Here is a 21,805-nt window from a genome sequence, read left to right on the forward strand (position 1 = left end):
GGCGGGGGCGGGGGCAGTGGCCGTCCGCCTCAGGGCAGCTAAAGTCGCGACTCGCGCGCGGGCGCGTCATGCCAAACCACGGCATGCCCGCGCCGGCTACATCACCATCGCTCAGAACCGGTAGCCGATACCACCCAGGATCACGTCCGTATCGCGGCTATAGCGTGTGACCACGCGGTTCCACGTGACGCGCGCAGCCCAGTGTTGCGTGAAGCGATAGGAAGCCGAGACGGAGACGAGTCCCGAGAGAATCCCGTCGCCAGTATCACGCTCGTCGGGATGCTCACCGTGATGGATTGCCGCGTAGAGGCCCGCGCCGAACCCAAGCGTGAGACGTTCGTCGAAGAACGCGCGCGTGAGCCAGAGCTGCGCGGTCGCGCCATCGCGTCGCGCCGAGATGCCATTGCCCTCGTGCAGATACCCCACCGTCGCGTCCAGAAAGGAATTGATGCCGTGCCGGTACTCGATTGCCTCGGCCGCCGATGTCTGCGATTCGAGGCTGTTGAGGATCGTCTCGCCCGCCATCAGCGTGATCTCGTTGTTCGTCACTTTCTGCGTGCGCGGCAACGCGAAATCGCGCGGGCCAGGCGTGTCGGGCGCGTCGAGCTGATAGCCCACGCCCAGCATGAGCGATGTCGTCGATGGCCCGCGCGACACCTGCACGCGGTTGAGCTGCAGGTTCGCTGTCCAGCGATGCGTGGAGTACCAGGTGGCGCGCACACTGTAGAGCACGCCCCAGCCGTGCGTATCGGACCAGCCCTGGCCCTGTGACGCGGCCTCGGTATCGAAATAGCGATACGGCCCGACGCCCACCGCGAACACAAAGCGCCGCTGCGCGAGCGGCAAACGCGCCCACGCCTGGATCGCCTGGCCGTCGCGGTGATGATCCGGAATATGACCTTCGTTCAACCAGGCAATGCTGCCGGCAAAATACCGGCCGAAACCCTCCGTGTAATCCATTTGCCACGAATAGGTGTGGTCGGCGCCGCTTTTGAGGGGCCCTGTGTAGAGCGTGAATTCCTGCGCGCAAACTGACCCCGAAGCCAAGGCGAACGCGCTGCCGACAACACCGGCTGCGGCTAGCGACGTGATGTTTTTCATTGCGTGCATTGGCCTTGCGGTTGGGATGACGTGACTCGCTGCAAGGAAAACGTACGCAACGGAACGCGGAGCATACCGCGCCGCGACATTATTTGTGTAAACCCACTCTTTCAATTAATTACGAGATGACATAGCACAAATTTCTTATGTTTATTTCGTGATCCTCATTATTACGAATAAAAAAGAAACGCCGCACAAAAGGTGCGGCGTTTTCCTACATTCAGCTTCGCAATCGGTGCAATATCAGCGCACGTGATGGCAGACGCGCTCAGCGTGATGGTGAACGTGCTGCGCTCGATGAAACGCTCTTGACACGCCTTGCTGCGCAGGACCGGGGCACGGCGGCCGCTCACATAGTGGGCTCGCCGCCCTCGTCGTGTGTGAGGCGCCGCAGCAGTTCGCGACCTCGGGTGGTGAGGCGCAGCGTGGGGTCGCCGGCCGCCTCGTCCATTTCGACGAGACGATAGCGCTGAAGCGCCAGGAAATCGGAATCGAGCATCTGAATCGGGGCGTCCGCATCACGGATCAGCAGCAAGGTCGCTAGTTCGTGGTGACTGAGCATCAGGTCTCTCCAGTTGTTGGCCTGAATCGAAGCGTAAGCACCGATTCCAGCCACCTGCCCGAAAAGCAATCGACCGAAGGGCCGTGGGCTTGAGTCATCCCAGCATAGCGAGTCAATCGTACAGTTTCGCTACAGTCGTGTTTCGCTGTGTTACGCGCCGGTGTCTGAAGCAAGAAAGCGGCGCGCAGCTGCACGATATGCAGTCTGCGCGCCGCCCGCTCAACGCCTCTTGAGCCTTAGTTGATTTCGAGGCGCTTACTGGCGCCTGCGGCCCGCTTCGGTAGCGTCAGCGTCAGCACGCCATCCTTGTATTGCGCGCTCGCCTTTGCATCGTCGATTTCCGCGGCGAGCGTGAACGCGCGGCTCACGCTGCCCGCATAACGCTCGCGACGCACCACGCGCTCGCCTTCCTTCAGCTCGCTGCCGCGCTCGACTTTCGCGGCAATCGACACGAGATTGCCATCGATTTTCACGTCGATATCTTTCCGGTCGACGCCGGGCATTTCCGCCTTCACCGTGAAACCGGCCTCGCCTTCCGTCACGTCGATCCGGATACTCGCCGCCTGCCCGTCCACGCCGCTCGTGGCACGCAACGGCCGGAACAGCCCTTGAAACAGATCGGGCACACCTTCCATCGAAAACGGATCGTAACGCGAGATAGTGCTCATTGATGCCTCCATGGGCTGAACGATTTTCGTGTCGACGCAACGACGACGTTGCATCGGATTCCTAAATTCACTGTCAGATGGCGCAGATGCACGACGCCTCTGCGGCCGACGACGGAGAATCGCCGGCAACGAAGCGCGCCGCTCGCGCGGCGCGGTCGCTGCCGCTTACCGTTCCAACATGAAGGCGCCTCGCGCGTTTGCAAGCCCCTTCTTTTGCCGCACGCGAAATTTTTGCATCGCCGCGCGGCGCGTCATTGCATATGCATGCCGCCGTTGATCGCGATATCGGCGCCCGTGATGAACGCCGCGTCGTCCGAGCAGAGGAACGCCACCAGTGCCGCGACCTCGTTCGGCTGGCCGAGACGGCCTACCGGAATCTGCGGGAGGATGCGCGCGTCCAGCACGTCTTTCGGCACGGCTTCCACCATTTGCGTGGCGAGATAGCCCGGCGACACGGTGTTCACCGTCACGCCCTTCTTCGCCACTTCCAGTGCGAGCGCCTTCGTGAAGCCATGCATGCCTGCCTTCGCCGCCGAATAGTTGGTCTGGCCGAAAGCGCCGCGCGAGCCGTTGACCGAGCCGATATTGATGATGCGCCCGAAGCCGCGCGCGATCATGCCGGGCAGGAATGGCTTCGTCACGTTGAAGAGCGCGTCGAGATCGGTGCGTATCACCGAATCCCAATCGGCTTTCGACATCTTCACGAAGCTGCGGTCGCATGTAATGCCCGCGTTGTTGATGAGCACATCCACCTGGCCGAGATCGTCGAGTGCCTGCTGCGCCGCGCGCTCGCAGGCGTCGCAGTCGGCGACGTTCATCTGGTGGCAGCCGAAGTCGCGGCCCGCCGCGCGTTCGGCGGCAAGCCAGGCATCGGCGCGCGTGTTCGCCGCCGAGCACGAGACGGCGACGGTCATGCCCGCGTCGTGCAGGCGCCGGCTGATCGCCTCGCCGAGTCCGCCCATGCCGCCCGTGACGAAAGCAACGCGCTTAGTGGCCATGCTGGCCTCCTCCCGCGCTCGCGCCCTGCGCACGGCCTGCGCCCGTCGCCTTGCCCGGGTGCGCGGCGCCATTGGCGGCGCTGCTCATCGCGCGCTCGAAGGCGTTCATCCACTCGCGCATCGGCAGCGCGCCCGGCACCTTGGAAGCGCCGGCTTGCGCGCCCGCGCAGGCCTCCTGCCACTGCTGCGTGAAGTCGCGTGCACTGTCGGACCAGGTGCTCGCGCCCTGCATCGCCGCCGCGACGCCCTCTTGCCAGAGCGTGGTGCTGGCGCCGAGATAGTCGCGCCAGACCGATTGCGTGGCGACCGCGAAATCGGTCCAGTCGCGCGCGGTGCGCAACGATTCGAGCAGGCCTTCGACCGCCTCGCGGTCGCGCGCGATGCGGCGCTGCTCCAGCTTCAACATCTGCTCGCGCCACTGCTGCTGCCCGCCGAGCAAGCGCAGCGCGGCCGACGTGTTGGTACGGTAAGTGTCGAATGAGGCGCCCACCGCGTTGCCGAGCGAGGCGGCGTCGAATGAGGGATGGAAAGCGGTTGCCATGGTCAATCTCCTCCTTATGTAGCTTTCGCCCGGCGCGGCCGGATGCGTTTGCTGCCAAACGGACCGCTGTGGACCGCGACGGGACGCGGGCTGCGGCGAGCGAAATGAAAGCGCTTCACGCGCGACGATGGGGAACGGGATGCTTCGGAGTGCCGTGCGTTCGCAAGACTGCCGGCTCAAGCCAACATCATAGGCAGTAAGACGGGCTCCCGCGCGCCGAATGGGCGATTTGTCGCTTGATCGATGTCACATTTCGAGATAGCTGATGCGCAGCGAGTCAAAACCAGTCTTGTCATTGCGGGTATTTTGCGACGGACTGTAAGGGCGGGAACGCTGCCCGGCCGATCGCGCCCTCGACGCGAACCGGCCGGTGGACCCGGGCGCCGCGGTCAGGCGGCCGGCGCCTCTTCGTCGCGCACTAGCATCACCGGCCGGTCCGCCATGCGAAGGAACGATTCGGCCACGCTGCCGAGCAAGATGCGCTTCATGCCCGACAAGCCGCGCGTGCCCATCACGACGAGGTCCGCGCCGTCCTCGGCGGCGATGCGCGAGATCACGGCGGCGATCTCCTCGCCGCTCGAATCGGCCGCGCGCGTGGTGCCCGGCACCTGAGCCTGGGCGAACACCTGTTTCGCTTCTTCGAGCGCCGCCGTTGCTGCGTCGTTTTCCGCCGAGTGACGCGCCTGTTCCTCGGCGAAGCCCGAACTCACGTCCACGAGCCGCGCCGGATGCCGTACGACACACAGCGCCTGAACGGCGCCGCCCGTCGCTTTCGCGATCTTCACGGCCTCATCGAGCGCGCGCCGGCCGCTGCGGCTGCCATCGACCGCTACCAGAATCTGCTTGTACATCATGGACCTCCCGGGCCTTGCCCATGTTGCGCACCGGCTCCCGGCGCGCGCTATCTAGATAAAGATCGTTGTAGCGCATTTGGGTACGGAAGCGCGCCCCGGCCAGTGCGACCCGTTGTCTCTACTGCGTCGGCAGCGTGATCCACCCGACCCGCTCAGCGCATCGTCAACACCGCCGCGCCCGTGAGCCGTCCCTCGCGCAAATCGGCCAGCGCCTCGTTCGCGCGCGCGAGCGGGTACGGCGTGGTCTCGATTTCGAGCTTGTGCCGCGCGGCGATCGCCATGAAAGTCGTGCCGTCCTCGCGCGTGAGATTCGCCACCGAGACGATGCGCCGCTCTTCCCACAGCCAGGCGTAAGGAAACGACGGAATGTCGCTCATGTGGATGCCGCCACACACGACCGTGCCGCCCTTCGTCAGCGCCCGCAGCGCGGCGGGCACGAGCGCGCCGACCGGCGCGAACAGCAATGCCGCGTCGAGTGCCTCGGGCGCGCGCTCGTCGCTGCCGCCCGCCCACGTCGCGCCGAGGCGCCGCGCGAACTGCTGCGCCGCGGCATCGCCCGGACGCGTGAATGCGTAGACCGTGCGCCCCTGGTGGCGGGCAACCTGCGCGACGATATGCGCCGCCGCACCGAAGCCGTAGATGCCGATGCGCCGTGCATCGCCCGCCATCGCGAGCGAGCGATAGCCGATGAGTCCCGCGCAGAGGAGCGGCGCGGCCTCGACGTCGCTGTACTGGCGCGGCAGATGGAAGCAGTAGCGGGCGTCGGCGACGGTGCGCGTGGCATAGCCGCCGTCGATCGTGTAGCCCGTGAAGCCGGGTGCGTCGCAGAGATTCTCGCGCCCGTCGGCGCAGAAACGGCAATGGCCGCAGGTGTGGCCGAGCCACGGCACGCCCACGCGGTCGCCGGGCGCGAAACCCGTCACGCCGGCCCCGAGCGCCGCGACCGTGCCGACGATCTCGTGGCCGGGAACGAGCGGCTTTTTCGGCTGAGCGAGATCGCCGTCCACGACGTGCAGGTCGGTGCGGCATACGCCGCACGCGCGCACGTCGATCAGCAGTTCGCCCGCGCCCGGCACCGGATCGGGTAGATCGGCTTCGCTCAGCCGCGGATTCTCGCCGTCGAACAGCATTGCCCGCATCGCTTTCCTCCTCGCCAGAACGCGGCAGACGCGCCGCATCGATCACCATAAACCATGTTATGCAATCGGACCGCGGGCTGTCGTGCATTGCGCGCTGCGGCGCAGCTACCGCGATGCGACTCGCTGCCACAGGACATCCACGCGTGGCGTGCCGCGCGATCGTGGCACCATAAGACGAATCCCACAGGACACGAGGGCCGCCGCCCGGCCTCGCGCGCGGAGTCCGTCCGCCGTGCGGGCCGCACGCTCGCGCCACGCGCGCCGCCGCGTCGCGCACGCAGTCCGCCTCGGTCCGCCTTCCGCCGCCGCGCAACCGGAGTCCCGCATGAACGCCACCGACACCCCAACCTACCCGCCGCTCTCCGACGACCTGCTGCGCCGCATGGACGCCTGGTGGCGCGCGGCCAACTATCTCTCGGTTGGCCAGATTTATCTGCTCGCCAATCCGCTGTTGCGCGAGCCGCTGCAACTCGCGCACGTGAAGCCGCGCCTGCTCGGCCACTGGGGCACCACGCCGGGCCTGAACTTTCTCTACACGCACCTGAACCGCATCATCAACGCACGCGCTCTCGACGTGCTGTTTCTCGCGGGGCCGGGTCACGGCGGCCCCGCCGTCGTCGCGAACACCTGGCTCGAAGGCACCTACAGCGAAACCTGGCCGAACGTGCCGCTCGACGCCGAAGGCATGGCCGTGCTCTTCAAGCAGTTCAGTTTTCCGGGCGGCATCCCGAGCCACGTCGCACCGCAAACGCCGGGGTCGATCCACGAAGGCGGCGAACTCGGCTACGCGCTCTCGCACGCCTACGGCGCGGTGTTCGACAACCCGGATCTGGTCGTCGCCTGCGTGGTGGGCGACGGCGAAGCCGAGACGGGCCCGCTCGCCACCGCCTGGCATTCGAACAAGTTCCTCAACCCCGCCACCGACGGCGCGGTGCTGCCCATCCTCCATCTGAACGGCTACAAGATCGCAGGGCCGACCGTGCTCGCGCGTATCGGCGACGACGAACTCGCCTCGCTCATGAAGGGCTACGGCCACGAGCCGATTTTCGTGGAAGCCGAGGAACCCGACGTGGCGCATCGTCTGATGGCCGCCGCGCTCGACACGGCGTTCGACGGCATCGCGCGCATCCAGAAGACTGCGCGCGAACTCGCGGACGAACACGGCAACCTGCCGCCAGGCTATGTGCGCCCGCGCTGGCCGATGATCGTCATGCGCACGCCCAAGGGCTGGACCGGCCCGAAGACCGTGGATGGCCAGAAGACTGAAGGCTCGTGGCGCTCGCACCAGGTACCGCTCGCCAACATCTCGAAGCCGGGGCACCTCGCGCTGCTGGAAGGCTGGATGCGCAGCTACAAGCCCGAGGAACTGTTCGACGCGCAAGGCCGCCTCGTGCCCGACATCGCCGCGCTCGCGCCGCAAGGCGAAAAGCGCATGAGCGCGAACCCGCGTTCGAACGGCGGCGGCCGCGTGCGTGAGTTGCGCGTGCCGCCCTTCGAGCACCACGCCGTGGCGGTGCCCGCACCCGGCCAGGTGGACGCCGAAGCCACGCGCGTGATGGGCGCGTTCCTGCGCGAAGTGATGCGCGTGAACGACGCCACCCGCAACTTCCGCATCTTCGGCCCCGACGAAACCGCGTCGAACCGCTGGAGCGACGTATTCGACGTGACGTCGCGCACGTGGCTCGCGGAAGTCACGCCCGACGACGTCCAGCTCGCCACCAACGGCCGCGTGATGGAAATCCTCTCCGAGCACACCTGTCAGGGCTGGCTGGAAGGCTATCTGCTCACGGGCCGCCACGGTTTCATGTCGTGCTACGAGGCGTTCATCCACATCATCGACTCGATGTTCAACCAGCATGCAAAGTGGCTGCAGGTGATCCGCGAGATTCCGTGGCGGCGGCCGCTGCCCTCGCTCAACTACCTGCTCACCTCGCACGTGTGGCGCCAGGACCACAACGGCTTCAGCCATCAGGACCCGGGCTTCATCGACTATGCGGTGAACAAGAAGTCGGACACGGTGCGCGTGTATCTGCCGCCCGACGCCAATACGCTGCTCGCCGTGACGGACCATGTGCTGCGCACCTGGAACCGCATCAACATCATCGTGGCGGGCAAGCAGCCGCAGGCACAGTGGCTCGACATGGACGCGGCCATTCGCCACTGCGCGGACGGCATCGGCATCTGGCAATGGGCGAGCAACGACGACGACGGCGAGCCCGACGTGGTGATGGCCTGCGCCGGCGACGTCCCGACCATGGAGACGCTGGCCGCCGTGGATCTGCTGCGCACCTGCCTGCCCGACCTGAAGATCCGCGTGGTGAACGTGGTGGATCTGATGACGCTTCAACCCGCCGACCGTCACCCGCACGGTCTGCCCGACGCCGATTTCAACGCGCTATTCACGACCGACAAACCGGTGATCTTCGCGCACCACAGCTATCCGACGCTGATCCACAAGCTCACCTACCGGCGCGCCAATCACGCGAACATTCACGTGCACGGCTTCATCGAGGAAGGCACGACGACCACGCCGTTCGACATGACGGTGCTCAACCGGCTCGACCGCTTTCACCTGTGCGAAGCCGTGATCGACCGCGTGGACGGACTCGCGCAGCGCGCGGCGCACCTGCGTCAGACGCTGCACGACAAGCTGGCCGCGCACCGCCGCTACGTGGATGAGTACGGCGATGACATGCCCGAAATCCGTAACTGGCGCTGGCCAGCGGCGCGCGGCGCGCAGAGCTCGGGCGAAACGGCGTAGCTGCGGCTTGCGCCGCTCAGGCCGAAGCCGGCTTCGCGCGCCCGAACACGCGCGCGAACGCAGTGACGAACGCGTCGAGCCGGTTCGATTCGAGGCAGTCGATGCCCGCCGCGCCTACCCGGCCGTTTCCGCCGGGGAACGCGCGGCAGAGTTCATCGGCGCCGCGCGGTTCCGTGAGCGGCGCGCGCACGCTCACCGCGTAGTTGCCGTCCGCGTTCACGCTCAGCACCGCGTGCGCGCGCGAGGGTTCCTCGTTGGCGAGCACGTTGGCGAACACGCCGCGCACGCGGCGCGCCCACGGCTCGTCGGGCAATACGCAAACGCTGCCGTACTGGAGCGCGACGAGCGGCGCGATGGCCTGGGCCAGTTCGAGATCGCCGTGACGGCAACGGGCGAGCTGTCCGACGATGGGCTCCGAAGCGATGAAATCGAACGGGTCGGCATAAGGCTTCATCGCCGCGTACAGGTCGAGCGGCGCGATCATGAGATCTTCGACGCAGTCGCCGTAAGCGTTGTAGTTGATCGACTCGCCAAGCTCGCGCAGCTGCCCGGCCTGCGCGGCGTCGAGGCCGGCCTGCTGGGCAAGCGCCTGCGCCGTGTCGGGCAGGTTGTCGCCCCAGGCCGCCGCGATCGCCCACGGCCGGTAGCGGCCGGCGAGATGGCGGTCGACGAGCACGCTCGTACAGACCTGCGCCGTCGTGTCGATGTGCGCGACGAGATTCCTGTTCACAGGCAGGTCGCCCGCGTGGTGATGGTCGAAATATTCGACCGCGACGTCCTTCGCGAGCAGTTCGGTGAGCGCCTTGCGATTCACGTCGAACGAAATGTCAAGCACCGTGAGCGAATCGCCCGGCTGGGCGGGCACGCGTTCGACGAGCGCGATGTCGCGCTTCGCGCCGGTGATGAGCGTCGCCTCGCGCGGCCTTGCGAGCCGCAGTTGATGCAGCGCACAGATGCCGTCTGCGTCGCCGTTGAATACGTCGAAATGCGCCATGTCTCCGGAATTCCGTTGGGTTGAACTTGACAGTATCGCGCAGCCTCCCCGGATTGCACAAAAGGTACGAGTCGCCGATGCCCACGCAGATCGCTTCGATCAAGCCTTGACATGCCGCGCGACGGCCTTCCCATGCTGGCTCGCGGTATGCTGGTTCCGACGCGTATCGCCCCGTAGCCCTCCATTCCCACGATAGTCACGCCGATGTCCGACACGCCGATCTCATACCATGTCCTCAACCGTCAGCGCACGGCGCGCCGCCACAGTCGCCTCGTGGATACCGCGCTCTCGCGCGCCTCCACGTATGCGCACCCGGCCGGGCGCATCGTGCGCATCGAAACGCATATTTCCGTGGTGTATCTCGCCGGGCGGCACGCGTACAAGATCATGAAGCCCGTCGATTTCGGCTTCGTCAATTTTGTGCGGCTCGATGCCCGACTCCGCTGCTGCGAAGCTGAGATTCGTCTGAATGCGCCCTTCGCGGGACCGATTTATCGCGACACGGGCGAGCTATTTTTTGACGGTCGGCGTTGCAGGCTCAGGCTCAGGCGCGGCGTGCGCGGCAACGCCAGAGTCATCGACTATGCGGTGCGTATGCGCCGCTTCGACCAGCGTCTGCTGTTTTCGAACCTGCTCGCGCACGGCGAACTGGGCACGGCCGATATCGATGCGGCCGCAACCAGCCTCGCCGCGAGCCATCGGCATGCGCGCCGGGCCGGACGCGGGCCGATGGCGCCTGCGGCGCGCCTCGGCTCGGCAGCCCTGCTGCGCGACCAGGTGCTCGCGGCGCTCGCGCCACTCGAAGCGGATCCGCGCACCGCGCACGCGGTGGCAAGCGCCGCGTTGCGCGCGACTTGCGAAAGCGAACTCGCACGCCTCGCGCCGCACCTCGACGCCCGCCGCGCGGACGGATTCGTACGCGCCTGCCACGGCGACCTGCATCTCGACAACATCGTGCGCTACGGGCGGCACGCGCTGATGTTCGATTGCATCGAGTTCAGCGACGAACTGCGCTGGATCGACGTGACCTGCGATCTTGCGTTCCTGCTGATGGATCTGCGCGCGCACGGCCACGCAGCCTATGCCCACCGTCTGCTCAATCGCTACCTCGAAGCGACGGGCGATTTCGCGGGGCTCGCGGCGTTGCGGCTCTATATCGTCTATCGCGCGCTGGTGCGGGCTTTGGTCGCGATGCTCAAGGCGGGATCGCGCGCGCAGTCCGACGCGCAAGCGGGCGCAGGCGCCGCCACGCGCTACCTGGCGCTCGCAGCCAGCGAAGCGCGCGCCATGCGCGAGCCCTGGCTCTTGCTCTGCCACGGCTTTTCGGGTTCGGGAAAGTCGGTGGCGAGCCGCGCGTTCGCCGAATTGAGCGGAGCGATCCGTGTGTCGAGCGATCTCGAACGCAAGCGGCTCGAACCCTTCGCGCCGCCCTCGCTCGAGGCGCTGCCGGCAAGCGCCTACACGCAGCCCGCGGTCGACGCGCATTACGAGCGCCTCGTCGCCCATGTGCGCGACGTGCTGAACGCGGGCTACACGGCGCTAGTCGACGCGACGTTTCTCAAGGCAACGCATCGCGCGCGTTTCGCAGCGCTCGCGCGCGAGCTGAACCGGCCCATGCTGATCCTGAACTTTCACGCGCCGCAAGCGCGGCTCGCCGAACGTGTGAACGTTCGCGCGCGCGGGCCACGCGACGCTTCCGACGCCGGCGCCGACGTGCTCGCCGCACAATTGGCGCAAGCGGATCCACTCGATGCGCGCGAACGGCAGCGCACCGTTGATCTCAATACCGACGTGGAAATCGGGGCGTTCTCGCGCGAGCCGTGGTGGGCGCCGCTGTTCGCACGCATGGGTGCGGAGGATGGGGAGATTTGAAGCCGCGGCGGACTGATGATCCGCCGCAGAAGGCGGCGCCGTGCCCGCTTATCGCTCCACGAAAGGCCGCGCGAGCGGCCAGCGCAGCGAGGACGCCACCGGAAAGCGCGGCTTGCGGCCGGCCGGCGCGCGCCACGGCTGCATGCGTGCCGCCATGGCCGCGCACAGGGCGAGGCCTTCCTCGCCGTGCAGACGCTCCATGGCGTGATGCACGAGACCGGCGTCGAACCACAGCTTGAAGCGGCGATGGCAGGTGCGGAAATCGGGATACTGCTCGGGCAGCTTCGACCAGACCGAGCCGGTGGCCAGTACCCAAAGGATGCCCGCGAAAACGTGACGAGGATTGTGCGCCGGGCGCCCGCGGCGGCGACCGTCAACGCGGATTTCGTGAAACATGGGCGCGATGCTGCGCCACTGCGCATCGGTAAGTTCCGGAGATATGCGGGAAGACATCTGATGGTCCCTGTAAAGTTATCTGACACAACAGGACTAAAGTAGCCTCACAACGCACAAGAAAATATCGGACTATGCCTAAAAATCGAGATGAACTCGCCGGTTCGGAATCGGCGCGCTAACCAGCGGCCGTGGCCAGTGCTGCGTTACACTGCGCCATCCCGGCTTCGATGACGGATTTCCCATGGCGCCCTCATCCCCTTCAAAGGCCCGGCACGGCCGGATACGCGTCGGCGTGGGCGGCTGGAGCTATGCGCCGTGGCGTGGCGCGTTCTATCCCGACGGCCTTGCGCAGCGCCGCGAGCTCGAATATGCGAGCCGGCATCTCTCGACACTGGAAATCAACAGTACGTATTACGGCGCGCAGCGCCCGGAAAGCTTCACGCGCTGGCACGACGAAACGCCCGAAGACTTCGTGTTCTCGCTGAAGGCCCCGCGCTTCGCAATGAATCGCCGTGTGCTGGCCGAAGCCGGGCCCACGATCGAGCGCTTCCTGAGCAGCGGCGTGTTGAACCTGCGCGACAAGCTCGGGCCGATCAACTGGCAGATCACGCCAGGCAAGCGCTTCGATCCCGAGGACTACGCACGATTTCTCGAACTGCTGCCGGACGAAGCCGAAGGCCGCCCGCTGCGCCATGCGCTCGAAGTGCGCGACGAGAGCTTCTGCACGCCGGAATTCGTCGCGCTTGCGCGCAAGCACAAGGCGGCGATCGTCATCAGCGGCGATTCCAGCTACCCGCTGATCGGCGACACGAGCGCACCGTTCGTCTATGCCCGCATCATGGGAACCGAGCAGGGCCACCCGCAGGGCTACGCTCCCGCCGACCTCGACCTCTGGGCGAAGCGCGCGCTCGCGTGGTCGCGCGGTGAACCCCCCGACGACCTCGCCACCTACGCAAAGCCGCTCGCCGCGAAGGCCGGCCGGGACGTGTATCTCTACGTCATCAGCGGCTTCAAGGAGCGCAACCCGGCGGCAGCCATGGCGCTGATCGAGCGCCTCGGCGCGAGCTAGCCGCGCACGGCGCATCTCATCCGACACGTAAAAGACCGTAACGCCGCCGTCATGACTTCGTCAGCGGCGAGTTGATATGTATCAACATGCAAACTTGCAACGCAGCGGGATACTGAATCGATGCGTTGCGGGCACTGTCGCTCCCGCCGCCCAACCGCACCACGGAGTGTCCTGCCTTTGCAAACCGCAATCGAATTCACCATCCGCACCGGTGTCCTGCTCCTCATCATCGCGCTCTGCCATGCCGCTGCGCAGCGTTTTCGCCTCTCCGATTCGTTCGGCCTGACCAGCGCCGGCGTGCTGCTCGGCGCCGGCTACCGCGCCTTGCTCAACCTCGCGCCCGGCTTCGCCGCTTCGAGCGTCGTCCCGTTGCTCACGCCATCGCTTCCGCCCGAGGCCTATCTCTGGATCTTCCTGCCGCCCATCCTCTTCGAAGCGGCGTTGCAGGTCGATACGCGCGGCCTCGTCGCCGATCTCGCGCCGATCCTGTTGCTCGCGATCGGCGCCGTGGTGGCCGCTGCGGCAGCCGTTGGCCTCGCCACTTGGATCAGCAGCGGCGAGAGCCTGATCGTGTGCCTGCTGCTCGGCGCCATCGTCAGCACGACGGATCCTTCCACCGTGATCGCGCTGTTTCGCAACAGCGGCGCGCCCGACCGCCTGATCCGGCTGGTCGAGGGCGAAAGCCTGCTCAACGATGCCGCCGCCATCAGCATCTCCACGCTCCTCACTGGCGCGCTGATCCTCACGCCGTCCGCTGCGCACACGCACGGCTATCCGCTCGCAGGCTTCGTCGTTTCGCTCGTCGGCGGCTGTGCGTTCGGCGCGCTTGCGGGAGCGCTTTTCGTCGCGACGTCGAGCGCGCTCCGCAGCCTGCCGTTTTCCGAGTACGCGCTCTCGCTCGCGCTGCCCACGCTGCTCTATCCGGCCGCGGAACACGGGCTTCACGTTTCCGGCGTGGCCGCCGTGGTGTGCGCGGGTCTCGCAGCCAGCCAGCTCATGCGAACACGGCAGCCCGCCGCGAGCCAGGGGCTGTTTCGCCAGCTTTGGGCGTACCAGGCTGGCATCGCCTCCGCCGCTGTCTTTCTGCTCGCGTCGGCGCGCGTGCCCGGTCTGGTGCACAAGCTGCATCTGCGCGACGCCCTCCCGCTCGGGCTCGCGCTGCTGGCCGCCACCCTGAGCCGCTTCGGCATCCTGACGATCTTCGTGCCGCTGCTGAGCCGCTTTGGCATCTGCAAGCCATTGCCGCGCGCGCATCAATGGCTGATCGCATGGGGCGGCGTGCGCGGGCCCGTCACGCTCACGCTCGCGATCTGCGTCGCGCGCAACGACGCGCTTTCGCCCGACACCCGCGCGTTCGCGGCCGCCATGGCCGCGGCCTTCGTGGTGCTGAATCTGCTCTGCAACGGCCTCACGTTGGGACGGGTGGCGCGCTGGCTCGGCATCGCGCCCCACACTTCCGGCTGACGCGCGGCGCGTCGGGGAGTCCGAACGCGCCGACGAGCGCCGCGTGGACGCGCTCGCCCACGCGCGCGTCGCGCTCGTCGAGCGGCGCGGGGCGGCTTCGGCCGCGGGGCGTCTGGGTCATGGTGGGCAATGCGCAGCGGGCGTCGAATGTGAGCAATGGCTCGTATTTGTCCGCCCTCGGCGCGCCCGCCGGAAATCGCCTTGAAGTGTTGCATTGAAGCGGCGCGCGTAACGCAACGTGCGGCCCACGCGCTGCCACACGCGTCGTTACGCCGGTCACGCGCCGCTGACCTTCCCCCGTCTTCCAGCACGCCGAAGAAACCGCGTGCCTCAAATCTGCCGGCGCATTTCCGCCGCCGGCAGCTTCATCATCTGCCGATACTTCGTGACCGTGCGGCGCGCCACCTGCACGCCCTGCTTTTCGAGTTCCTGCGTGAGGATGACGTCGGAAAGCGGGTCGCGCGGATCTTCGGCGTCGATCATTTCCTTGATGAGCGCGCGCACCGCAGCCGCCGAGCACGTGCCGCCCGTGCGCGTCTCCAGCTCGCGCGGGAAGAAGCGCTTGAACTCGAAGATGCCGCGCGGCGTGGCCATGTACTTGTTGCCCGTGGCGCGCGAGACGGTCGACTCGTGCAGGCCCAGTTCGTCGGCGACGTCGCGCAGCAGCATCGGCCGCAGCGCGATTTCGCCGTACTGGAAAAACGCCTTCTGACGCGCGACGATGCACTCGCCCACGCGCAGGATCGTCTCGCAGCGCTTGTGCGCGTTGCGGATCAGCCAGCGCGCTTCCTGCAGCTGCTGGGCGAGCGGCGAGCGGCTCGTCTGATCCGAGCGCGCGAACATTTCCGCATAGAGCTTGTGGATGCGCGCGCGCGGCTCGATGGCAGGGTTCACGCTGACCACCCACTTGCCGCGCACCTGGCGCACGATCACGTCAGGAATGACGTAGCCGCCGTCCGCGCGTCCATAGTGGTTGCCCGGTTTCGGATCGAGGCGGCGCACGAGCGCACTCGCGGCCTGCAGCGAGGCGGCGTCGCAGCCGAGCTGGCGCTGCAGCTCCCCGTGCTCGCGGCGCGCGAGGCGTTCGAGATGCTGCGAGACGATCTGCAGGGCCAGTTCGCGATGCGGGGTGTCGTGCGGCATCGCCTCGAGCTGAAGCACGAGGCATTCGGCGAGCGAACGCGCACCGATGCCAGGGCGATCGAGCGTCTGCACCACGCGCAACGCCACACGCAGACGGTCCTCGTCGAGCGTGTCGCCCGCGCCCTCCACGTCGGCGAGTTCGGCGAGGTCCTGGCGCAGGTAGCCGTCGTCGTCGAGCGCCTCGATCACGATCTGCGTTGCGATCCGGTCGAGGTCGTCGAGCGGCGAGAGGCGCAGCGCCTCGTGCAGCTGCTCGCGCAGCGTGATCGGCACGCGCACCCAGTCGGAGGCCTCGGAATCGCCGTCCTCGCCGCCGCGATAGCTCGACGTGCGCAACGCCCCAGGCGTTGGCATCTCGGCGGTATAACCCGAGCCTTCGTCGTTGTAGCTGGCCTCGGCGTACGAATTCTCGGCGTAGGGGGACGCTTCCTGCCCCATGCCGGCATCGAGGCCGGACTCGCCCGCGCTTTCGGTCGCCATGGCGGGGGCTTCGGCCGCGGGCGCCGCCGCGGAGCCGATGCCCGCCGCGCCGTCGGCCGCTTCGGCGGCCTCGCCGGTCTCCGAGGCGGGCGGGACATATTCGAGGAACGGATTGGTGTCGAGCGCCTCGCGCAGCTCCTGCTGGAATTCGAGCGACGACAGTTGCAACAGCCTTACCGCCTGCTGAAGACGCGGCGTGAGCGCCAGATGCTGGCGCGCGTGTAACGCGATGGAAGGCATGGCAATCCCGTTTTGTTGAATTGAGTGGTAACACCCCTCACGCAACAGCCATGCCAGTTTTTACAACGCACTGTTTTGAAACGGGATCGGCACTTGCAACGCATACTGCGCGAGCCTCTTTTCCGACCCCACCGTGGAGATTTTTACAACGGTGCGGAAAAATTTTTGCGCGTACCGGTCGGGGAAACCGTGGCCGCGTGAATCGGCGGCGTTCCCGCATAGTGGGCTGCGCAGGCGGCTTCCAGCAGGCTTTCAACAGCGCGCGCAGCGAGCACGGACGCGGCGAGGCACGCACCTTGCGGAGGGAAGCTGCGACCACAACCAGAAAGGGAGTAGCCATGAAGCGCATCCTGATCCTCAAGACCGCGGCTGGCGCCGCCTGCATGACGTTCGCACTTCTCGCCGGTGCGCAGACCACGACGAACAGCGCCGCGCCCGCGGCCAGTTCGGAATCCGTGGGCCAGCACGTGGACGACGCAACCATCACGACCAAGGTCAAGGCCGAACTGCTCGGCGCGAAGAACGTGAAGTCCGAGCACATCCACGTGAAGACGCGTAAGGGCGTGGTCTCGCTCACCGGGACCGTGCCGAGCGCCGAGGACCGCGACAACGCCAGGCAGGTCGTGGAAGGCGTCTCGGGCGTGACCTCGGTGAAGAACCATCTGAAGGTCTCGGCGGCGAGCTGATCGATCCCCCCGGGCAACCGGATCGACCCAGTTTCAGGCCAGACCGCGCCGGCGGCTTCCACCGCCGGCGCTTTTCATTTCAGCTTCATCCCTGCCTCATTCCCGCGTCATTCCTCTTCCTGCTGCGATTGCCGGAGCTGCGCGCGCCGCTGCTCGCCCTGACGCGCGAGCATCCAGCCCGGATACTCCGCGGGCAACCCGCTCGCCTCGCCCAGCACGCCCAGCTCCTCGACGCTGAGCTTCACTTTCGTCGCGGCGATGTTGTCGTCGAGCTGGTCCACGCGTTTCGCGCCGATGATCACCGATGTCACCGCCTTCTGATGCAGCAGCCACGCAAGCGCGATCTGCGCGACCGACACGCCTTTGGACTGCGCGATCGGCCGCATCGCGTCCACGCAGTCCCATGCGCGCTCGCGGTTCACGGGCGGAAAATCGAAGGTCGTGCGGCGGCTGCCCGCCTCGCCTTGCTGGTCGCGCCCGTATTTGCCGCTCAGGAGCCCGCCCGCGAGCGGACTCCAGACCATCAGTGCGAGCCCCTCGCTCTCCAGCATCGGCACGAGCTCGCGCTCGAGATCGCGCCCGGCGATCGTGTAGTAGGCCTGCAGCGACTCGAAGCGCGCGAGCCCTTCGCGCTGCGCAATGCCGAGCGCCTTCACGATCTGCCAGGCCGCCCAGTTCGAAACGCCTGCGTAGCGCACGTGCCCCTGCTGCACGAGCGTATCGAGCGCGCGCACCGTTTCCTCGATCGGGGTGACGGGGTCGAAGGCGTGAATCTGATAGAGGTCGATGTGGTCGAGTTGCAGGCGCTTCAGGCTCGCCTTCACGCCGTCCATGATGTGATAGCGCGTGGCGCCGCGCTCGTTCGGCGACGCGCCCATTTCGCCGAACACCTTGGTCGCGATCACCACCTGCTCGCGCGGGATCTTGAGGTTCCTGAGCGCCTGGCCGGTGATCTGCTCGGAAACGCCTTGCGAGTAGACGTCGGCGGTATCGATGAAATTGATGCCTGCGTCCAGCGCGCGGCCGACGAGCCGTTCGGCGTCGGACTGCTGGAGATCGCCGATCTGGTTCCAGATGCCGGCGCCGCCGCCGAAGGTCATCGTGCCGAGGCAAAGTTCCGAAACGAACAGGCCGGTGCGGCCCAGTGGGTTGTAACGCATGGTGTGACTCCGTCGTGGGTTCGAGGGAAAGTCCAACGCGGCGAGGATACTGCGTTCGCGACGCGCCTGCCGGACGGCCGCCAAGGCTTGAAACGCCGCAAGACGGCCGTACATGCCTGCTTACGCGCTGCAACGCCCGCCCCCGGACCGCCCCGCGTCAGGCAGACGCGCACGAAAGCTGCGAGACTGGCAGACGTGCAATGCCACCGCCTCTGCCGCTTTTTTGACGCACACCGCCCGCATGACAACGCCGTCGCCTGTATCCGATCCGCACGCCCCTCGAGCCGCCGCCAATCCCGACGGCGAGCCAGTCGACGTGCTCGCGCGCTTTCATCCGGCCGTGGCCGGCTGGTTCCGGCGCAGCTTCGACGCGCCCACTGCCGCGCAGCGCGCCGCCTGGCCGCTCATCGCGGGCCGGCGCGCGACGCTGGTGGCCGCCCCGACCGGCTCGGGCAAGACCCTCACCGCCTTTCTCGCCGCGCTCGACGAACTGGTGCGCGAAGGCCTCGCGCACGGCGGCGCGCTGCCCGACACGACGCTCGTCGTCTATGTCTCGCCGCTCAAGGCGCTCTCCAACGACATCCGGCTCAATCTCGAACGGCCACTCGAAGGCATCGGCGAGGAACTCGTGCGGCTTGGCTTGCCGCCGGTCGAAATCCGTACCGCGGTGCGCACCGGCGATACGCCGCAGCCCGAGCGCGCCGCGCTCAGAAAACGCGCACCGCACATTCTCGTCACGACGCCCGAGTCGCTCTATGTGCTGCTCGGCTCCGAATCGGGCCGCCGCATGCTGGCGAGCGCGCGCAGCGTGATCGTCGACGAGATTCATGCGCTCGCCGGCAACAAACGCGGCGGCCACCTCGCGCTGAGCCTCGAGCGGCTCGATGCGTTGTGCGGCTCGCGGCTGCTGCGCATCGGGCTGTCGGCCACGCAAAAGCCGATCGAAACCGTCGCGCGCTTTCTGGTGGGCATGGGCGACGCGGCGCAGGATCCAGGCGCAAGCCCGCCCGCGTGCGAGATCGTCGACGTGGGCCACACGCGCACGCGCGACCTTGCGATAGAAATACCGCCCGTGCCGCTCGAAGCCGTGATGGCGAACGACGTGTGGGAACGCGTGTACGACCGCATGGCCGAACTCGTCGCCCTGCACCGCACGACGCTCGTGTTCGTCAACACGCGCCGCATGGCCGAGCGCGTGGCGCGCCATCTCACCGACCGTCTGGGCGCCGAAGCCGTGGCCGCGCACCACGGCAGCCTCGCGCGCGAGCATCGGTTTCTCGCCGAACAGCGGCTCAAGAGCGGCGATCTGCGCGTGCTCGTGGCGACGGCGTCGCTCGAACTGGGCATCGATATCGGCGACGTCGATCTCGTGTGCCAGATCGGCTCGCCGCGCTCGATCGCGGGCTTCCTGCAGCGCGTCGGGCGCTCGGGCCACCAGGTCGGCGGCGTGCCGAAGGGACGGATCTTCCCCACCTCGCGCGATGACCTGATCGAATGTGCGGCGCTGCTCGATAGCGTGCGGCGCGGCGAACTCGATCGCCTCGCGCTGCCGCAGGCGCCGCTCGATGTGCTCGCGCAGCAGATCGTCGCGGAAGTGGCCTGCGAGGCCTGGGAAGAAGACGCCCTCTACGCGCTCGTGCGGCGCGCCACGCCGTGGTCGACGCTCGAGCGCGCGCAGTTCGACGCCGTGCTGCGCATGCTCGCCGAGGGCTACACGAGCCGCCACGGGCCGCGCGCCGCCTACCTGCATCGCGACGTGGTGAGCCATACGCTGCGTGCGCGGCGCGGCGCGCGGCTCGTCGCGCTCACGTCGGGCGGCACGATTCCCGACAACGCCGACTACTCGGTGCTGCTAGAACCGCAGGGCGTGCAGATCGGCACCGTCAACGAAGACTTCGCCGTCGAAAGCCTCGCGGGCGACGTGTTCCAGCTCGGCAACGCGTCGTACCGGATCCTGCGCATCGAGGCGGGCCGCGTGCGCGTGGAAGACGCCCAGGGGCAGCCGCCCAACATCCCGTTCTGGCTCGGCGAGGCGCCGGGCCGCAGCGACGAGCTTTCGTTCGCGATTTCGCGGCTGCGCAAGCAGGTGGAAGCCGCGCTGCTCGACGCGAGCGCGAACGCTGGCGCGACGGATGACCCCGCGTCGGCCGCCGTGGTCGATCGCGCCACGGCGGCGCTCGCCGCTTCGCTCGAGATCGACGATGCCGCCGCGCGCCAGATCGTCGAATATCTCGCGCGCGCCCGCGCCGCGCTCACGGTGCTGCCCACCCAGGACACCCTCGTCATGGAGCGCTTCTTCGACGAGGCCGGCGGCACGCAGCTCGTGATCCACACGCCGTTCGGCAGCCGCCTGAATCGCGCGTGGGGTCTCGCGCTGCGCAAGCGTTTTTGCCGCCAGTTCAACTTCGAGCTGCAGGCCGCCGCGACCGAGGACGCCATCATCCTCTCGCTCACCGGCGCGCACAGCTTCGCGCTCGACGAGGTGTGGCGCTATCTCCATTCGAATTCCGCGGAGCATCTGCTCGTGCAGGCGCTGCTCGATGCGCCGCTGTTCGGCGTGCGCTGGCGCTGGAATGCGACCACGTCGCTCGCGCTGCCGCGTCAGACCGGCGGGCGCAAGACGCCGCCGCAGATCCAGCGCATGCGCAGCGAAGACCTGCTCGCGGCCGTGTTTCCCGACCAGGTGGCGTGCGTCGAAAACATCGCGGGCGAGCGCGAAGTGCCGCGCCATCCGCTCGTCGACCAGACGCTCGACGACTGCCTGCACGATGCTATGGATACCGAAGCATGGATCGCGCTGCTGCGGCGCATCGAGGCGGGCAACCTGAAGCTCGTGGTGCGCGAACTTCCCGCGCCCTCGCCGCTCGCGGCCGAAATCCTCACCGCGCGCCCGTATGCGTTCCTCGACGACGCCCCGATCGAAGAGCGGCGCACCCAGGCCGTGCTGTCGCGCCGCTGGAGCGACCCCGAGTCCACCGACGATCTCGGCGCGCTGGACCCCGAAGCGATTGCGAGCGTGCGCGAAGAAGCCTGGCCGCAAGTGCGCGACGCCGACGAAATGCACGACGCGCTCACGAGCCTCGGCGCGCTGGCCGAAAGCGAGGCGCAGCACGAGCCGCAGTGGCTCGCATGGCTCGCCGGTCTGGCGGCGGCGGGCCGCGCGACGCGGCTGCCCGTTGCGGACCACGACGCGTTGTGGGTGGGCATCGAGCGGCTAGCGTGCGTGCAGGCCATCTATCCGCAGGCGCGGTGCGAGCCGCCGCTCATGCCGCCGCCTGAATACGCGGAGACGTGGACGGAGGACGCGGCGCTCGTCGAGATCGTGCGCGCACGGCTGTCGGGCTTCGGACCGCTCACGGTCGCGCAGGTGGCGCGGCCGCTCGCGCTGGAGGCGAGCGTGGCGGCGCTCGCGCTCACGCGCCTCGAAACCGAAGGCACCGTGATGCGCGGACGCTTCACGCCGCAAGCGATGGGCGGCGGCCAGGAGGAATGGTGCGAACGCCATCTGCTCGCGCGCATCCACCGCTACACGGTGCGCAAGCTGCGGCGCGAAATCGAGCCGGTCGAGCGTCACGACTTCATGCGCTTCCTGTTCGAATGGCAGCGCGTGGCGCCCGGCACGCGCGGCTCGGGCCGCGACGCCGTGCCCGCCGACACCCACCATGACGACCGCTACG

General features: G+C 67.6%; 17 protein-coding genes. 6 read left to right on the forward strand and 11 right to left on the reverse strand.

Annotation, left to right across the window (positions count from 1 at the left end; all coding sequences use genetic code 11):
• Window positions 1-111: 111 nt before the first annotated feature.
• The 7 genes from AB4Y44_RS40705 to AB4Y44_RS40735 form a co-directional block, all read right to left on the reverse strand.
• On the reverse strand, window positions 112-1,101 hold the full coding sequence (locus tag AB4Y44_RS40705; protein ID WP_368702659.1) for a hypothetical protein: 990 nt from the start codon (window positions 1,099-1,101) through the stop codon (window positions 112-114).
• A 349-nt stretch (window positions 1,102-1,450) separates the two neighbouring features.
• Entirely contained in the window at window positions 1,451-1,663 is a 213-nt protein-coding gene (locus AB4Y44_RS40710; RefSeq protein WP_342920863.1) for a hypothetical protein, read from the reverse strand.
• Window positions 1,664-1,899: 236 nt separating this feature from the next.
• Window positions 1,900-2,331, reverse strand: a complete 432-nt coding sequence (locus tag AB4Y44_RS40715; protein WP_342920864.1) for an Hsp20/alpha crystallin family protein — start codon at window positions 2,329-2,331, stop codon at window positions 1,900-1,902.
• Between the two features lie 251 nt (window positions 2,332-2,582).
• Entirely contained in the window at window positions 2,583-3,329 is a 747-nt protein-coding gene (gene phbB / locus AB4Y44_RS40720; RefSeq protein WP_342920865.1) for an acetoacetyl-CoA reductase, read from the reverse strand.
• Complete coding sequence (locus AB4Y44_RS40725) at window positions 3,319-3,870, reverse strand: hypothetical protein (protein WP_368702660.1); 552 nt, start codon at window positions 3,868-3,870, stop codon at window positions 3,319-3,321. Before AB4Y44_RS40725 ends, phbB begins: the two co-directional genes overlap by 11 nt.
• A gap of 389 nt (window positions 3,871-4,259) precedes the next feature.
• The gene (locus tag AB4Y44_RS40730; RefSeq protein WP_342920908.1) at window positions 4,260-4,721 is read right to left on the reverse strand and encodes a universal stress protein; all 462 of its coding nucleotides are present in this window, start codon (window positions 4,719-4,721) and stop codon (window positions 4,260-4,262) included.
• Window positions 4,722-4,876: 155 nt separating this feature from the next.
• Window positions 4,877-5,863: a zinc-dependent alcohol dehydrogenase family protein gene (locus AB4Y44_RS40735; protein WP_342920867.1), complete on the reverse strand. Its 987-nt coding sequence runs from the start codon at window positions 5,861-5,863 to the stop codon at window positions 4,877-4,879.
• Between the two features lie 325 nt (window positions 5,864-6,188).
• Between AB4Y44_RS40735 and AB4Y44_RS40740 the strand changes: the two genes are divergently transcribed.
• On the forward strand, window positions 6,189-8,624 hold the full coding sequence (locus tag AB4Y44_RS40740) for a phosphoketolase (protein WP_368702661.1): 2,436 nt from the start codon (window positions 6,189-6,191) through the stop codon (window positions 8,622-8,624).
• A gap of 16 nt (window positions 8,625-8,640) precedes the next feature.
• Here AB4Y44_RS40740 and AB4Y44_RS40745 read toward each other — a convergent pair whose 3' ends face one another.
• A complete protein-coding gene (locus AB4Y44_RS40745; RefSeq protein ID WP_368702662.1) occupies window positions 8,641-9,618 on the reverse strand; it encodes an acetyltransferase in 978 nt (325 codons plus the stop codon).
• Between the two features lie 204 nt (window positions 9,619-9,822).
• Here AB4Y44_RS40745 and AB4Y44_RS40750 point away from each other — a divergent pair, with 204 nt between their 5' ends.
• A complete protein-coding gene (locus AB4Y44_RS40750; RefSeq protein ID WP_368702663.1) occupies window positions 9,823-11,490 on the forward strand; it encodes an AAA family ATPase in 1,668 nt (555 codons plus the stop codon).
• Between the two features lie 48 nt (window positions 11,491-11,538).
• Here AB4Y44_RS40750 and AB4Y44_RS40755 read toward each other — a convergent pair whose 3' ends face one another.
• Window positions 11,539-11,943: a transposase gene (locus AB4Y44_RS40755; protein WP_342920871.1), complete on the reverse strand. Its 405-nt coding sequence runs from the start codon at window positions 11,941-11,943 to the stop codon at window positions 11,539-11,541.
• Between the two features lie 184 nt (window positions 11,944-12,127).
• Between AB4Y44_RS40755 and AB4Y44_RS40760 the strand changes: the two genes are divergently transcribed.
• Together AB4Y44_RS40760 and AB4Y44_RS40765 are read left to right on the forward strand one after the other, a co-directional pair.
• Window positions 12,128-12,955, forward strand: a complete 828-nt coding sequence (locus tag AB4Y44_RS40760; protein WP_368702664.1) for a DUF72 domain-containing protein — start codon at window positions 12,128-12,130, stop codon at window positions 12,953-12,955.
• Window positions 12,956-13,132: 177 nt separating this feature from the next.
• On the forward strand, window positions 13,133-14,419 hold the full coding sequence (locus AB4Y44_RS40765) for a cation:proton antiporter (protein WP_368702665.1): 1,287 nt from the start codon (window positions 13,133-13,135) through the stop codon (window positions 14,417-14,419).
• A 330-nt stretch (window positions 14,420-14,749) separates the two neighbouring features.
• On the opposite strand, the gene AB4Y44_RS40770 is transcribed toward AB4Y44_RS40765, so the two are convergent.
• Window positions 14,750-16,282 carry an RNA polymerase factor sigma-54 gene (locus AB4Y44_RS40770; protein ID WP_368702666.1) on the reverse strand — a complete coding sequence of 511 codons (1,533 nt, stop codon included), beginning with the start codon at window positions 16,280-16,282 and terminating at the stop codon, window positions 14,750-14,752.
• A gap of 338 nt (window positions 16,283-16,620) precedes the next feature.
• Here AB4Y44_RS40770 and AB4Y44_RS40775 point away from each other — a divergent pair, with 338 nt between their 5' ends.
• Window positions 16,621-16,968, forward strand: coding sequence for a BON domain-containing protein (locus AB4Y44_RS40775; protein ID WP_342920875.1), 348 nt, complete (start codon window positions 16,621-16,623; stop codon window positions 16,966-16,968).
• A 107-nt stretch (window positions 16,969-17,075) separates the two neighbouring features.
• On the opposite strand, the gene AB4Y44_RS40780 is transcribed toward AB4Y44_RS40775, so the two are convergent.
• On the reverse strand, window positions 17,076-18,128 hold the full coding sequence (locus AB4Y44_RS40780; protein WP_342920876.1) for an aldo/keto reductase: 1,053 nt from the start codon (window positions 18,126-18,128) through the stop codon (window positions 17,076-17,078).
• Window positions 18,129-18,369: 241 nt separating this feature from the next.
• Between AB4Y44_RS40780 and AB4Y44_RS40785 the strand changes: the two genes are divergently transcribed.
• Window positions 18,370-21,805, forward strand: a 3,436-nt coding sequence (locus tag AB4Y44_RS40785; protein ID WP_368702667.1) for a DEAD/DEAH box helicase, incomplete at its 3' end; no start/stop codon positions are given.

This window comes from Paraburkholderia sp. BR10937, from assembly GCF_040965695.1.
In the GTDB taxonomy this organism is placed as follows: Bacteria; Pseudomonadota; Gammaproteobacteria; order Burkholderiales; family Burkholderiaceae; genus Paraburkholderia.

Excerpts from the sequence above, each read along its gene's own strand:
- AB4Y44_RS40705 (WP_368702659.1), bottom strand. The coding sequence starts at position 1,101 with ATGAAAAACATCACGTCGCTAGCCGCAGCCGGTGTTGTCGGCAGCGCG.
- AB4Y44_RS40710 (WP_342920863.1), bottom strand. The coding sequence starts at position 1,663 with ATGCTCAGTCACCACGAACTAGCGACCTTGCTGCTGATCCGTGATGCG.
- AB4Y44_RS40715 (WP_342920864.1), bottom strand. The coding sequence starts at position 2,331 with ATGAGCACTATCTCGCGTTACGATCCGTTTTCGATGGAAGGTGTGCCC.
- phbB (WP_342920865.1), bottom strand. The coding sequence starts at position 3,329 with ATGGCCACTAAGCGCGTTGCTTTCGTCACGGGCGGCATGGGCGGACTC.
- AB4Y44_RS40725 (WP_368702660.1), bottom strand. The coding sequence starts at position 3,870 with ATGGCAACCGCTTTCCATCCCTCATTCGACGCCGCCTCGCTCGGCAAC.
- AB4Y44_RS40730 (WP_342920908.1), bottom strand. The coding sequence starts at position 4,721 with ATGTACAAGCAGATTCTGGTAGCGGTCGATGGCAGCCGCAGCGGCCGG.
- AB4Y44_RS40735 (WP_342920867.1), bottom strand. The coding sequence starts at position 5,863 with ATGCGGGCAATGCTGTTCGACGGCGAGAATCCGCGGCTGAGCGAAGCC.
- AB4Y44_RS40740 (WP_368702661.1), top strand. The coding sequence starts at position 6,189 with ATGAACGCCACCGACACCCCAACCTACCCGCCGCTCTCCGACGACCTG.
- AB4Y44_RS40745 (WP_368702662.1), bottom strand. The coding sequence starts at position 9,618 with ATGGCGCATTTCGACGTATTCAACGGCGACGCAGACGGCATCTGTGCG.
- AB4Y44_RS40750 (WP_368702663.1), top strand. The coding sequence starts at position 9,823 with ATGTCCGACACGCCGATCTCATACCATGTCCTCAACCGTCAGCGCACG.
- AB4Y44_RS40755 (WP_342920871.1), bottom strand. The coding sequence starts at position 11,943 with ATGTCTTCCCGCATATCTCCGGAACTTACCGATGCGCAGTGGCGCAGC.
- AB4Y44_RS40760 (WP_368702664.1), top strand. The coding sequence starts at position 12,128 with ATGGCGCCCTCATCCCCTTCAAAGGCCCGGCACGGCCGGATACGCGTC.
- AB4Y44_RS40770 (WP_368702666.1), bottom strand. The coding sequence starts at position 16,282 with ATGCCTTCCATCGCGTTACACGCGCGCCAGCATCTGGCGCTCACGCCG.
- AB4Y44_RS40775 (WP_342920875.1), top strand. The coding sequence starts at position 16,621 with ATGAAGCGCATCCTGATCCTCAAGACCGCGGCTGGCGCCGCCTGCATG.
- AB4Y44_RS40780 (WP_342920876.1), bottom strand. The coding sequence starts at position 18,128 with ATGCGTTACAACCCACTGGGCCGCACCGGCCTGTTCGTTTCGGAACTT.